This is a genomic window from Methanohalophilus levihalophilus (assembly GCF_017874375.1).
Classification (GTDB): domain Archaea; phylum Halobacteriota; class Methanosarcinia; order Methanosarcinales; family Methanosarcinaceae; genus Methanohalophilus; species Methanohalophilus levihalophilus.
In genome coordinates, this window is the sequence record NZ_JAGGLK010000003.1 from 121,721 (window position 1) to 134,950 (window position 13,230).

Annotated in this window: 9 protein-coding genes; 8 read left to right on the forward strand and 1 reads right to left on the reverse strand. The window is 42.8% G+C overall.

Annotation, left to right across the window (positions count from 1 at the left end):
- Window positions 1-9 precede the first annotated feature (9 nt).
- The 8 genes from J2755_RS07945 (at window position 10) to J2755_RS07980 (ending at window position 10,336) form a co-directional block, all read left to right on the forward strand.
- The gene (locus J2755_RS07945; RefSeq protein WP_209681750.1) at window positions 10-987 is read left to right on the forward strand and encodes a galactose-1-phosphate uridylyltransferase; all 978 of its coding nucleotides are present in this window, start codon (window positions 10-12) and stop codon (window positions 985-987) included.
- Between the two features lie 53 nt (window positions 988-1,040).
- The gene (locus tag J2755_RS07950) at window positions 1,041-2,198 is read left to right on the forward strand and encodes a glycosyltransferase family 4 protein (RefSeq protein ID WP_209683289.1); all 1,158 of its coding nucleotides are present in this window, start codon (window positions 1,041-1,043) and stop codon (window positions 2,196-2,198) included.
- Between the two features lie 77 nt (window positions 2,199-2,275).
- Window positions 2,276-3,406: a glycoside hydrolase family 57 protein gene (locus J2755_RS07955; protein WP_209681752.1), complete on the forward strand. Its 1,131-nt coding sequence runs from the start codon at window positions 2,276-2,278 to the stop codon at window positions 3,404-3,406.
- On the forward strand, window positions 3,403-4,605 hold the full coding sequence (locus tag J2755_RS07960; RefSeq protein ID WP_209681754.1) for a glycoside hydrolase family 57 protein: 1,203 nt from the start codon (window positions 3,403-3,405) through the stop codon (window positions 4,603-4,605). Before J2755_RS07955 ends, J2755_RS07960 begins: the two co-directional genes overlap by 4 nt.
- Window positions 4,606-4,626: 21 nt before the next feature.
- A complete protein-coding gene (locus J2755_RS07965) occupies window positions 4,627-6,561 on the forward strand; it encodes a glycoside hydrolase family 15 protein (protein WP_209681756.1) in 1,935 nt (644 codons plus the stop codon).
- Between the two features lie 67 nt (window positions 6,562-6,628).
- Window positions 6,629-8,587, forward strand: a complete 1,959-nt coding sequence (locus J2755_RS07970; RefSeq protein WP_209681759.1) for an amylo-alpha-1,6-glucosidase — start codon at window positions 6,629-6,631, stop codon at window positions 8,585-8,587.
- A gap of 350 nt (window positions 8,588-8,937) precedes the next feature.
- The gene (locus J2755_RS07975; RefSeq protein ID WP_209681761.1) at window positions 8,938-10,110 is read left to right on the forward strand and encodes a glycosyltransferase family 4 protein; all 1,173 of its coding nucleotides are present in this window, start codon (window positions 8,938-8,940) and stop codon (window positions 10,108-10,110) included.
- 10 nt (window positions 10,111-10,120) lie between these two features.
- Window positions 10,121-10,336, forward strand: coding sequence for a winged helix-turn-helix domain-containing protein (locus J2755_RS07980; protein ID WP_209681763.1), 216 nt, complete (start codon window positions 10,121-10,123; stop codon window positions 10,334-10,336).
- A 29-nt stretch (window positions 10,337-10,365) separates the two neighbouring features.
- Here the strand turns inward: J2755_RS07980 and J2755_RS07985 are convergent, their stop codons facing one another.
- On the reverse strand, window positions 10,366-13,158 hold the full coding sequence (locus J2755_RS07985) for a cation-translocating P-type ATPase (protein ID WP_209681765.1): 2,793 nt from the start codon (window positions 13,156-13,158) through the stop codon (window positions 10,366-10,368).
- Window positions 13,159-13,230: the final 72 nt, after the last annotated feature.

The following is a 13,230-nucleotide window of genomic DNA, read 5'->3' on the forward strand; positions in this document are numbered from 1 at the left end:
GGGGTAAAAATGTCAGAAATACGCAAACATTATTTCTTAGATGAATATTGTATAATCGCATCCGCAAGGAAGCGCCGCCCTTCTGATTTTTCAGCGGAATTGCCTGAAAAGAATGATTCAAAATGTGTATTTTGCGCAGGCAATGAGGACAAAACACCTGCAGCAACAGCTGTTTATAAGGATAACAAAATCCTGATGGATTCGGAGAAGTCCAGAATAAAGGATTGGAATGTGCGATGTATTCCTAACCTGTATCCTGCACTTTCTCCAAACCCTGTGGAAACAGGTGAAAATATCGACGTTATTCCGGGTTATGGTTTCCATGAGGTAATTGTGGAAACACCATTCCACGAAAAAGAAATTCAGGATTTTTCGGATGAAGAGATAAATCTTCTTATGCAGGTCTATCAGGATAGGATCACTCGCTATGGTTCAATGGACGGTATTGAATACGTATCCCTTTTCAAAAACCAGGGGAAAAAAGCAGGAGCTTCCCTTGCCCACACACATACCCAGTTAATAGCACTACCCATAAAACCTCCTCTTTTTGTAAGGGAACTGGACAGGATACATGCACTGGACGGATGTCCATATTGTGCCATCTTGGAAAAAGAGATTTCCGGGGAACGGCTGCTTTATGAGAATGATCACTTTATTGCTATAGCTCCTTACTTTTCCAGAGTACCATATGAACTATGGATCTTGCCAAAAAAGCACATTAACCATATAGCAGGTTTCGATGAGAAGCTTCTGAATTCTTTAGGTGATGTGATTCGATTTTCAATCTCAAGTCTTCATGACTGTCTCGGGGGAGTTGCTTACAATTACATGTTCTACCAGCTTCAGGATGATCCGGAATACCATTTCAATCTGAAATTGCATCCAAGAACTTCGATTGCGGCGGGTTTTGAAAAGAATACAGATATTTACATAAACACACTTCCTCCCGAAGAGGCGGTGAAGCATCTCAAAGGAGAAGGGAATTGATTAACTGAAATCATTATAACGAATTATTAGCGGGGGTAAATTTGAAAATTGCAATGTTTTCGTGGGAGAGTCTTTATTCCGTAAAAGTGGGGGGGTTGGCACCACATGTTTCCGAGCTTTCTGAAGCTCTTGTATCCATGGGTCATTCCATACACATATTTACACGTAATAATGGGCTTTCTCCCAATGAAAAAATAAACGGAGTATACTATCATAGGGTTGATCACGACCTTTCCGGCGGTATCGTGCATCAAATGGACGGCATGTGTGATGCCATGTATTCCAGCTTCATGGAAATATCAGCTGAATACGGTTCTTTTGACATGCTTCACGTGCATGACTGGCATCCGATAAATGTTGTTTCAAGGCTGAAATCTGAGCTGGGAATTCCTTTTATCATTACATATCATAGTACGGAATGGGGACGAAACGGCAATATTCACGGGAACTGGTGGGAAGCCGAAGAAATATCACACAGGGAATGGAAAGGTGGATATGAATCATCCAGAGTAATTGTCACATCTAAAAATTTCAAGGATGAAATCCAATATCTCTATCAGATTCCTGACTATAAGATTTCTACTATCCCAAATGGTATTTTTCGCGGTAAAATGAAAAGGGACGTTGATGCGGGAGAAGTGAAAAAACGCTTTGGAATTCATCCTTTTGCACCAGTAATATTGTTTATTGGAAGGATGAACTTCCAGAAAGGACCGGATATCCTCGTGGAGTCGGTTCCGAAAGTCCTTGATCACCGATGGGATGCAAAATTTGTGTTTATCGGTGAGGGTGAACTCCGGCCTCATTGTGAATATCTTGCAGACAGGGCACAGGTTTCAGGCAGTTGTCACTTTTTGGGTTATGTAAATGATAAAACGCTCAAAGACTGGATTAATGCATGTGATATCCTTTGCGTCCCAAGCAGAAATGAGCCCTTTGGGATAGTGGTTCTTGAAGGATGGGATGCAGAAAAGAACATTGTTGCAACGGACGCCGTTACGATAATTGATAACTTTTTCGATGGTGTACTGGTGTTCCAAAACCCTGATTCAATTGCAGGAGGTATCAATTATGTGCTGGACAATCTTCATGATGACAAATTCGGGAAGGCCGGAAGAGAACTTATAAAAAACAAATATAATTGGTACAAGATAGCAGAGAAAACAGCCGAAGTATATGCAAGTGCCCTTTCGGCTCAATCAGGAACATAAATACGGCTTGCAATGTACAGTTCCAGAGAACAGAGTAAATTGAAAACCTGAAAATTAAAAAGCGGAGAATTTCCGGGATGCAGTCGGTTTGTGTATGTTGTGAAGTTCATCTTCCATGGGTTGTAAAATGGTATTATCCCCGAGAGGGCTACAGGTCACCTGAGTTTGAAACATATTTTGATCAGCAAAAAATATATTCAGCGTTTGAACAATTCGCTTCAGATATCCTTCTTGCAAACGAGGCTTTACTGGATTCGATTGATAACGGCGGAAAGTACACTTTTGACATTTCCGGAATTTTCCTGGAACAATGTAAATGGGATCCATCAATAATAGAATCATTCCGAACACTAAGGGATAGGGGAAGTGTTTTTGCCAGCTCTCCTTATTTTCATTCCGTCTCTTCCCTGTTTCCCGATGACACTGAGTTCAGGGAACAGGTGAATATGCATCGGAACAGGATAAAAGAGCTTTTTGATTATACGCCTGATACTTTCATAAACACGGAATTGATTCTTTCAAAAGGGCTTGGAGAATCCATTAAAGATATGGGATTCAAAGGTTTTGTGTCAGAGGGTTCAGAAAATCTTTTACATGGCAGTGAACCGGCGTATGTTTATGGCGATCATGTCCCGACTTTACTTCGCCACATTTCATTAAGTGAAGATATCGAGCACCGCTTTTCAAATAAAGACTGGGTGGCTTATCCTCTGATTGCTGACAAGTTTGCTTCCTGGATAGCAAGTATGGAGGGCGATGTTACAACATTATACTTCAAATACGGTTCGATTGGAACACATCACAGGAACGATGGTGGGATTCTGCAATTTCTCGCAGATTTGCCGGAAAGTCTTGAAAAACATGGTATAGACATGATAACTCCTGAGCAGGCCAGGAAGAAATTTGAACCAAAATATCTGCCTTCCATCTGGAACAAATCAACTGCGCGTTATGGAATGCATAATATCCTGGGTAATCATTCACAGCATCTCTATATTCATGAACTGGTAGGGATTGGGAAAGCCCTTCAGGAGATACAAGGCGGGAAAGAATACGAACATCTGAAGCACATATATCGCTGTCTCCAGCAAAGCGAGATATTACTTGAGATGAATGATGAAAACAAACATTTCGGGCCCGAAAGGGCGGTTAATGTATTTTCTATCATTTCAGATCTTAAGCGTGCAATACTGGAGAATGGAACATGACGTCAGTTTGCATGTATTTCCAGTTACATCAGCCATATCGGCTGAAGTGGTTCTGGCCGGATGAATCAAAAGGCTTTGAAAGGTATTTTGATGTTGCAATAAACAGTTCCATTTTTGAAAAAGTAGCTGAAAAATGCTATCTTCCGGCTACAAATACCTTATTGCAGCTTATTGATCAAAATGGTGGGGACTTCAAATTCAGTGTTTCGGTAACCGGAACGCTATTGAGCCAGTGTGAACAATGGGGATCTGAGGTGCTTGAGTGTTTCAGGGATCTGGCGGATTCGGGGTATGTGGAATTCCTTGATGAAACAAATTATCATTCTCTTGCAGGCCTTTTCGATGATAAGGAAGAGTTCATTGAAGAAGTTAAGGCTCACAATGAAACAATTACTGGCCTTTTGGGTATGAAACCGCAGGTTTTCCGCAACACTGAGCTTCTTTACAATAACAGTATTGCCAAAACAGTATCTGAGATGGGATACAAGGCAATACTTACCGAAGGGGTTGACAGCTTATTGGAATCACGGTCATCAAACTACGTTTATGAGGCTAATAACTGCGATATTGCCGTACTTCTCAGGAACTACAAACTAAGCGATGACATAGGTTATCGCTTCTCTGCAAAATGGTGGGAAGAATATCCTCTTACTGCTGATAAATGGGCTAAGTGGGCATCCTTTGAAAAAGGGGATTCAATAAATATTTTCATGGATTTCGAGACTTTCGGAGAACACCAATGGGCGGATACAGGCATTTTTGATTTTCTTCGGGCGTTACCTTCAGAAGTCCTGGACAGGGATATGGATTTTAAAACACCCTCTGAAGTGGTTGATGATTACAAACCAGCAGGAAAAATAGATGTGGGGGATTTCAGTACAATTTCCTGGGCGGACATGGAACGGGATACAAGCGCATGGCTTGGAAATGACATGCAAAGACGGTGTTTTGAGGAAGCAAAACTGTTGGGTTCCTACGTGAAAAAAACCCGGGATCCCGAATTGATCTCAATCTGGAAGCACTTGCTGACCTCTGATCACTATTACTACATGTCTACCAAATGGTTAGGTGACGGTGATGTGCATTCCTACTTCAGTATTCATACTTCACCCTATGATGCAGCGATAAATTTCATGGCGGTAATGATGGATTTTAAAGCCCGGGTTTTCAGGAAATTATCTGAGATTAATAATTTGTAAGAGTTAACAGGAGACAGGCATTTGATACGCCATCCCAATGTTATAATCGGAAACAGCAAAATGCTCGTGACTATGGGTGAGAGGGGTGAATTATTTTCACTTTTTTACCCCGGCAGGGATCAGGAGCAGCATTTGTCTGGTTCGAAGGGCTATTTGTATTTCGATGGAAACCTGCTTTCCCAGGATTCAAAACATTGGTCACGAAAACAAATGTATCTGGAAAACACGAACATAGTGAACACCATACTTGACCACACATCCGGCCTTGGGATTTCGATTCATGATTTTGTGCATCCTGATAAGGATGTTCTGATACGTAATTATGAAATCAGTGCGAAAAATGGTATTGAAGGCAAATTCTTCTACTATTCTGATTTTCAGGTAGGAGGTAAGCAGAATCAAAATTCCGCCTTCTGTGATACGGATGCAGGGTTGCTTATCCAGTACAATCGGCAATTCCATGTTGGAGTTGCATCAAAACCAGACTTTGAGGAATGGCAGGTAGGTAAAATATCTGCAAAAGGCTGGGTGGAAGCTGCTGAAAGTGATATGACTGACGGCAAACTCCAGGGAAATCTGGAAGAAATAGGAAACCTTGATAATGCAATAGGGTGGAACCTTGATCTGAAAGCAGGAGAGCGTGTCAATTACACAATATTAATAGGAGTATCACAGGATAAATCAGGGCTTTACAATGCGATGTCAGATCTTCTGGAAACACATCCTGACGTTCTCATGGATGAGACTGCCAAATACTGGAAGGACTGGATTTCAGAAAGCCGGATCCTGAAACTTCCTGTGTTGTCCGGGAATCCAACTTTGCAGCGGCAGATCTTCGCTATATACAATCGTTCATTGCTGTGCCTTACTCTTCTGGGAGACCCTGCCTCAGGTGCGTTAATCGCAGCCCCCGAGTTCGATCCTGATTTTGAGATGTGTGGAGGGTATGGTTTTTGCTGGAACAGGGACTCAGCCGAGGTTGCACAATCCCTTCTCAATGCAAGTTATCCGCAATATTGTGGGAATTTTATAGAGTGGTGTAAAAAAACCCAGATGAAAGACGGTTCCTGGTTCCAGCGCTACTGGCTTGACGGCAAGGCAGCTCCATCATGGGGTAATTTTGATGATTCCACCCAGATTGATGAGACCGGTTCAACTCTCCAGGCGTTTGAAAAATACTATTCAAGTCTGGAAGGGGCAAATAAAACCGAATTCCTGCAGGATTCATGGAAAACCGTTAGCAATGCTGCAGGTTACCTGTTCAATCGCTCCTCAAAGGGAGTCCATGATACCTGCAGATGTCTCTGGGAATCGGAAAAAGGTATTTTCTGTTACACCAATGCTGCGGTTTATGCAGGACTGATAATCGGCTCCCATTTTGCAGAGGATTATGGTGAAAAGGAGCTTGCAGAAAAATGGCTTGAGAGAGCGGCTCTAATTAAGAAAAACACCCTTGAGCAAATGTGGCTTGAGGATGGATATTTCGCAAAGGGGATTGTTGAAGGCAGTGTTGATTCGCGGGTTGATGCCAGCATTCTTGGGGCATTTATTCCTTTCAGGATGCTTTCTCCTCAGGAGCCACAGGAAAAGGCTATGATTCTGTCCATGATTCGGAATATTGAAACAAAACTTAAAGTTCCTGTTAACGGTTATTCCGGAATCAGACGCTATGAATATGACAATTATGTCGGGGGGAATCCCTGGATTGTTACGACATTATGGCTTTCTGCTGCTCTTTTAAATCTTGCGAAATATTCAGAAAACAAACATGAGCGCGATGTGATGGTAAACAAGGCAGTGGAATACATAATGTGGTCAGTTAAAGGTGCCACCGATACAGGTCTTCTGCCGGAACAGGTTGATGGGGAATCCGGCCGTCCGGCATGGGCGATTCCGTTAAGCTGGAGTTGTGCCTTAATGGTTAACAATGCGATACTTCTTGATGAACTCGAATAAACCGTATATTCCAGACTAAATCCGTATTTCAACTGCATCAGGGTGTTACTTTGGTGAGTGGATTTCTATGCATCGGGAAAAATATGATTATGGTTGTGGCATCGAAAGGGAATGGCTTGTCACAAACGGCATCGGAGGTTATGCATCCTCCACAGTAATAGGCTCAAATACCCGGAAATACCACGGTCTGCTTGTGGCTTCCCTGAAGCCTCCTGTTGACAGGAGAGTATTGTTGTCTTCCCTTGATGAGGAGATCACCTGTGGAAACGAGGTTTATCGCTTTTCTGTCCATGAATATCCGGGTGTTGTGTACCCCGAAGGTTTCAGACATCTGCACAAATTTTCATCGTCTCCTATTCCGGTTTTTGAATATCATGCAGGGAATATCAAGGTGGAAAAAAGTATATTCATGGTACATGGGGAGAATACAACAGTAGTCCAATACGCAGTTTTCAATCCTGAGAAAGAGAAAATTAATTTCCGAATTTTTCCTCTGGTAACAGATCGTGATTTCCATGCCGTAAAGCGAGAGCGTGAGCTTTCTTTTCCCCAGTCCTCATATACAAGCGGTGTATACATAGGAAGCAATACCCTTGATTTGAAGCTGGATTCAAATTTGCACTATTGCGAAATGCCTCAATGGTATTACAATTTTGAGTATTGTGCTGAACGCGAGCGTGGACAGGCTTTTGAGGAAGACCTTTTTAATCCCGGTTATTTTGATCTTGAACTGCAGAAGGATGTCAGCCACTTATATGTAGTGGCTTCCACCCAACTTTCAGATGGCATAAATGAGGAATACGTAAAGGAGGCATTTGCCCGTGAGCTTGAGAGGCAGAAAAACCTGATTACCAGCTTTGATGCTGCTACTACCTTTCTGCAAAAACTCGTAAAGGCCTCGGATTCTTTTATTGTTAAACGTGGCACAACAGGAGAATGCTCTATAATTGCAGGATATCACTGGTTTGCAGACTGGGGTCGGGATACCATGATTTCCCTTCCCGGTCTTACCCTTGCTACAGGCAGGTTTGATGATGCCCGAAACATCCTTATCACGTTTTCCAAAAACCGTTCAAGGGGCTTGATTCCTAATAGTTTCCCGGATAATCCCGTTGATCTTCCTTCCTATAACTCCGCCGATGCCTCTCTTTGGTTTATCCACACGGTTGGAAGATACTATTCCTATACAGAGGATACCGAATTTGTCAGGGAGATTTTTCCGGCAATTGAAGACATAATCGAAAACTACAGGAAAGGTACTTCCTTTGGAATTGCCATGGATGATGACGGCCTCATTGGTCACGGTGGACAGCTTACATGGATGGACGCGAAGATCGGTGAGCATGAAATTACCCCAAGAAGAGGGAAAGCTTGCGAGATCAATGCCCTGTGGTACAATGCCCTTTGTACTGCTTCTCTTCTGGCGGAAATAATTGGTGAAGATCCCATTCCTTATGACGAAATCTCAAAGCTTGTCAGGGATAATTATGAAAAGCAATACTGGAATCCGGCTGCTGAATGCCTTTATGACTGCATTGGCATAACCAAAAGCAATGGAAATGAAAAGGATGCTTCGGTCCGTCCAAACCAGATTTTCGCAGTGTCCCTGCCCTTTACAATGCTCAAACACAAAAAGGAGAAATTGGTTCTCAAAAAGGTAACGGAAAAACTCCTGACTCCATGCGGTCTCCGGACGTTATCTCCAGATGACATCCAATATATGGGGAAGTATGGGGGAGATCAGGTCTCAAGGGACATGGCATATCACAATGGAACAGTCTGGCCATGGCTTATGGGCCCTTATGTGAGTGCACATACAAAAGTGCATAACAAATCAAAACCAAGCATACAGCATTGCCGGGAATTATTGCTTAATTTTGACCCACATCTTGATGACGCTGGAATAGGATCAATTTCAGAACTTTTTGATGGCGATTATCCCCACAAACCCGGTGGATGCATTTCCCAGGCATGGAGTGTGGCAGAAATACTGCGTGCATGGGTCGAGGACCTGGATGGTTTGTGATATACAAGTTCGTCCATAAATCGGTTGCCAAATATTATCTAAAACAGCTGTATACTAGTGATTTTATTTAATCGGATGGCATATTATTTTACGATTATAATTTACTATGTAACTTTATTTTCCCATGTAAATCAGTTAATATAGCAGATCGAACTATCGTTGATTGGTGGGGAAATAGTAGTTCATCCTGTTACCAGACGCTAAGCTGGATTCTCCGGGGGGAGTTGGGATGAATTATGACATAATTTGGGTACAAAAAACGATGCTCTCAATTGCATATGTCTCCCTGTCGCCCAATTCTCAAAGAGCTTGGGATTTGGGAATTGAATGGGTAATGGGGAAGTAGAATAATGGAATCTTTACGGATAGGAATGTTTTCATGGGAGAGTCCGCACTCTGTAAAAGTAGGCGGCATATCTCCTCACGTAACGGAACTTTCAGAAACACTTGCCAAAATGGGCCACGAAGTGCATATATTCACGCGTAAGGGGTGGTACAGGGATTATGATGAGATTAATGGTGTACACTACGAACGCTGTGGGAATGATAATTCCGGGGATATAATCTGGCAGATGGACAGTATGTGCGGTTCAATGTATGACAGGCTGACATCTTTTAAGAAAAAATACGGCGACTTCGATGTACTGCATGGTCATGACTGGCATCCTGTAAAGGCATTGTGTAAGATTAAGGAAGATCATGGAAATCCCTTCGTTCTGACATATCACAGCACCGAGTGGGGAAGAAACGGGAATAATGAGGGTAACTGGTGGGGCTCAAAAGAGATTTCACACCGGGAATGGCTTGGGGGTTATGAAAGTTCTCAGGTTATAGCAACGCAGGAGCAGTTCAAAAAGGAGATTATGAACCTTTATCAGATACCTGAGGACAAGATTTCAGTCATTCCAAACGGGATATACGACGGGAAGATGCAGAAAGATGTTGAGCCTGAGGAGATTAAGTTACAAAACGGTATTGATCCCTCTTCTCCGGTGGTATTATTTACTGGCCGTATGAACTACCAGAAGGGTCCTGACATGTTGGCGAGGGCAATTCCATGGGTGCTTAACAATGAAAGGGATGCAAATTTTGTGTTTATAGGCGAAGGTGACATGAGAGGACATTGTGAGCAGCTGGTTTATGAAATGGGAGTGCAGGACTCGTGCCATTTTCTTGGATATGCTCCAAATGATGTATTGACTGACTGGATGAACACCGCGGACATTGCCTGTGTCCCAAGCCGCAACGAGCCTTTTGGAATAGTGGTGCTTGAAGCATGGGATGCCAGCAGACCTGTCATTGCAACCGACGCCATACACCTGATAGACAATTTCTCAAACGGAATTGTGGGATACCAGACCCCGGAGTCAATTGGCTGGTGTCTTAATTATGCACTGGACGGGTTGAATAGTTCTACAAAACAGATGGGAATAAACGGTAAGAAAATGATAAAAGCAAAATATTGCTGGGAAAAAATCGCAAAATCCACTCTTGATACCTACAACAATGCTATGGGTAAGTGAGGCGGGGTTTATGGTTGAAGATAGCATCATCAAAATCGGGAATGCCGCCGGAGTGATATATCATTTTCTTGAGAACGGGGAGTGTAACCTCTCCCGTTTGAAACAACACCTCTTTGCAAAGGGATACGATTCAAACACTTATTTGATGGCTATAGGATGGCTTGCAAGGGAAGGCAAAATCAATATCTCAAAAACCAACAATAAGTGGTCTATAAGTCTCAGGTGAACATTCATTGGGAAAAGGAAGTATTGATATCACCAACCCAATGTTTTGTTCACGATTGAAACATTTTTCCTTATCAGGTATTTTCGGATCTCGTCTATGGAAAATATAAGCATTGCAAAGGGGATTGCAAGGAATATATATTCCGGCTTAAGAGGTGCCGTGTTGAATATCAGGTTTGCAACCGGATTCCACATTATGAATGAAAGAATGAGAAGTTCGCTTGCAATTCCAACAAATACGTATTTGTTGCTGAAAAAATTCCCTGAAAATGCCGAATCCCTTCTTGTTCTGGATATGAAGAGATTTGCAATCTGACAAATGATTACAGCGGCAAAAAAGGCTGTTATTGATTGCCGGTACAAGGGATTATCAAAGGCAAGCTGTTGTCCCCATACCCATCCGCCTTCAAAAAGAACTGCGAAATAGCAGACGAATCCGGCCAAAGCCTCAATAGGTCCCTTTATTCCGTAGGATGTTAAGAGCATCGGAGCTGTCAGGAGTTTTTCAGATCTTGATCTGGGGGGGCGGTTCATAATATCTCCTTCGCTTTTTTCCATAGCAAGGGCAAGGGCCGGGATAAGATCTGTTCCGAGGTCAATAGCCAGTATCAATTGTACAGGCATTGGAAGTGGAAGGGCAAGAAGAACGAATGCTATAAAGGGTATTATTTCAGGTGTATTGCTTGTCAGGATGTAGGCTATAAACTTCTTGATATTGTCAAAAACACGCCTTCCCTCTTCAACTGCATTTACTATTGATGCAAAGTTGTCGTCCAGAAGTACCATGTCGGCTGCCTCCCTGGCAACATCCGTGCCACTTCCCATGGCAACACCCATGTCTGCGTTCTTTATTGCAGGTGCGTCATTAACACCATCCCCCGTCATGGTAACAACTTCGCCCTCTGCTTGGAATGCCTGTACGATCTTTAATTTCTGCACAGGAGATGTCCGGGCAAATACGATACTTCTCTTCTTCAATCTGGCCGACAAATCTCCCATTGAAAGTTCTTCAAGTTCTGATCCGGTGATGATCTCCAGATTCTCACCGTTTTCATTCAAACCAACTTTCTTTGCTATTGATCTGGCGGTAACAGGATGATCCCCTGTGATCATAACAACTTTTATTCCGGCACTGTGACATTTGGAGATTGCATCTTTTATTTCCGGACGTGGAGGATCTACTGTTCCAGCGAAGCCTGTGAAAATGAACCCTTCATTGTGTTCCTTAATCTCTGTAGTTGGTCTGTAGGCAAAGGCGATGACCCTTTCTCCTTTTTCGGCAAGTTCAATGTCTTTTTGAATCAATTGCTTTTTGTCTTCCCCGCTAAGTTTCACAACACCATTTTCCGTTATTATCGAATCGCACATCTCAATTACAACTTCGGGGGCCCCTTTAAGATAGGATTCAAGTTTCTTTTCGGGTGTAGAACAAATTACCTGCATATTCTTCGTGAGGGAGTCAAATGGGAATTCTTCAACCCTCGGGTATTTTTCGTTCAAGTTCTCTATATCAATATATTTTCCTGCATAAACCAGCAATGAACCTTCAGTAGGGTCCCCTATGTAACCTTGTGGCGATTCATCGGATAAACTGGAATTATTGCAAAGTCCCATAATTCGGGTTAGAATATTTCCGCTATCCGGATATTGATCCGGGCCTATTTCTTCAAAACCAGTTACTATAGAGCTCACAGCCATTTTGTTCTGTGTCAGGGTGCCAGTTTTGTCAGTACAAATAACCGTAGTAGAACCCAGAGTTTCAACGGATTCAAGTTGCTTAATGAGAGCATTCTTTTTTGCCATTTTTTTGGAAGAGATGCTAAGGGCCAGGGTGACTGTCGGAAGTAGTCCTTCCGGTACATTCGCAACAATGATACCGATTGCAAATATCAGGTTTGCAAGAAAGATTTCCTGAAGGAAATAACCAACAGCAAAGAAAGATATTCCCAGAAACATTGCAATGGAAGAAATCACGTGTATAAAATGATTCAGTTCCTTCCGGAGTGGTGTTTCGACGGATTCAGTTTGGTGAGTTAATGCGGCCAGTTGTCCTATTTGGGTATTGCTTCCTGTTCCGGTAACTATTGCTCTTCCATTACCTGTCTGAACAAGGGTGCCGGAAAAAACCATGTTCCTGCATTCAAGTATGTTTGGGTGAGTGCAATCAAGTGACCTTAATTGGGGTTCAGCTTCCCCGGTCAATGGTGAGTTATCTACTTTCAGGGCACTTAGATCAATGAGCCTCCCATCCGCAGGTACTTTGTCTCCTTCTTCAACAATCATTATGTCCCCGGGAACCAGATCGTGGGCCAGTATGTCCGCCATCTCGCCGTCTCTCAATACCCTGCAATGCGGTGGCAGTAGTTTGTGGAAGCTTGCCATTATTTTTTCTGCCTGGTATTCCTGAATAAAAGTAAAAGTCGCATTGAGAATAACTACTCCCAGAAGTGCTATTCCGATGTAGATATTCCCCTGGCCGGGACTCAGATACTCGGCAAGAAGGGATAGAAGTGCACCAATTGTCAGAAGGATGGAGAAAAAGTTTCTGTACTGCTTTACGTACATGCGGACAGGTGATGTCTTACCGATGTCACTCAGTACATTCGGACCAATTCGTCCTAGCCTCTGAAGAGCTTCCTTTTTTGAAAGACCGTGCTCATTCGTTTCAAGTTTTGAGAATAGCTCATCTATCCCGATTGTATGAACATTTTCGGGAAGCTGGAATGATCTACCACTTTCCCCCAATTTATTTCCCCAAAGGAGTTCATAGTCTTGCAAGATAATAAGGGCATCGATGGTCTTGGCCCAGGATATACAGTTCATTTAACAGTCTGAGTGCATCACTATTTTTGGATTTATCAGTACAGAAATTGTATCTCTGGAAATCCCAAACGT